Annotated in this window: 2 protein-coding genes; both read left to right on the forward strand. The window is 53.1% G+C overall.

Translation table 11 applies throughout. The annotated features are described in order from the left end of the window. On the forward strand, positions 1–324 hold a 324-nt coding region (locus QVO39_RS00015; RefSeq protein WP_288171131.1), incomplete at its 5' end, for a DNA polymerase. A 131-nt stretch (positions 325–455) separates the two neighbouring features. Beyond that, positions 456–1,491 (forward strand): ComEA family DNA-binding protein (locus QVO39_RS00020; RefSeq protein WP_288171133.1); only part of this gene is annotated, 1,036 nt, incomplete at its 3' end.

Raw genomic sequence — 1,491 nt, forward strand, 5'->3', positions numbered from 1 at the left:
CGCTTCCTCAAGGATATCCACTCTGGCAACAGGGTGGTGCGGGGATTTGCTGAACGCAATGCCATTAATGCACCGCTCCAAGGCTCGGCTGCCGATATCATCAAGGTAGCGATGATACGGATCCAAAAGCGACTCCAGGAGGAGCAGTTCCAAGCTAAGATGATCCTACAGGTGCATGACGAACTCAACTTCTCTTGCCCTGTGGAGGAGCAAGAACGGTTGGTGGCTATGGTACGTGAGGAGATGGAGGGAGTCTGCCCTGAGCTCCGCGTCCCTCTGAAAGTGGATGTCGGTATTGGTGATAACTGGCTGGAGGCTCACTAAAATAACCCAACTGCCGAGGATTCCTCGGTAGTTAAAAGCTCAGTGACAAGTCCAATCAACTCAAAAATAATCTCTGACTTTTGACTTTGACCGACAATTACAATTGCTTCAAGGATCAGAGAACTATTCTGATGAGCAGACCGAATCTTAGTCTTTCTCTCCTTCGTTTCCTACTTGTAATACCTCTTTTGTGGTGGGGACCAATCATCACTGCTGAGGCGCAAGAAGTGGCGACGGGGCAGGCGATTCAATTACTATTGGAGGAGTTGCCTGAGGGGGAAGAGGCGCTCCAGCTAGAGGAGACTCTTCGGCAACTATTGGCGGAGCCCCTTGACCTCAATCAAGCGACGGAAGAGCAGTTGCTTCAGCTGCCTTACTTCGATGCCTTTTTTGTACGAAACCTACTTCTTTACCGTTCCAAGGCAGGCGGACGTTTCCGATCTATCTATGATCTGAAGGCGGTTCCAGGTGCTCCGATAAGTCACTTACCCCTCCTAGCCCCTTTCCTCAGGGTGGGGAGCGATCGACCACGTATGGTGGCGCCACTGCGGCAGGACTTTTACTTGGGTAGTGAGCTAACGCTTCCCCATCGTCGTGACCGCTACCAAGGGATTGGGGTGGGGCTGAGGTATGTGGGAAGTCGACAAGAGCGGCACTCGTGGTCGCTAGTCCTCGGACAGGATCGTGGGGAACCATTGCTTCCGCTTCGTAAGGGGGTTGCTGACCACCTCTCTTTTAGTTACCAATATCGGCAATCGCACTGGCAGGTGGTGCTGGGTGATTATCGGCTACAAGCTGGGCTGGGTATGCAATTGGGTCAGGCCAATTCTTTTTTCTCCCGTAGTGAAATGACGGGACAACCCCCTTCCCTCAGTGGCCAATTAATTCGCCCTCATACCAGTTTCCGTGAAGAGGGTTTCCTCAGAGGGGTGGCAACGAGGTGGCAGAGCGGTCCCGTGCAAGTGGCGCTCTTCTATGGGTTTGAGCGATTAGATGCTCGGATTGAGGGGAGACGACTCGTTACCCTCTACCCTGGTGGTATGCATCGTACTACCAAGGAGCAACGCTACCGGCATACCGCTCTCCGCTCTAGTGGTGGAGCCATCGTGAGCTATCAGAAAGGAAAGTTGGAGGTAGGGACCACTCTAATGGGTCGGCGGTACCGTA

It is taken from the genome of Porphyromonas sp. CAG:1061 (assembly GCF_000435035.1).
GTDB lineage: Bacteria > Bacteroidota > Bacteroidia > Bacteroidales > Porphyromonadaceae > Porphyromonas_A > Porphyromonas_A somerae.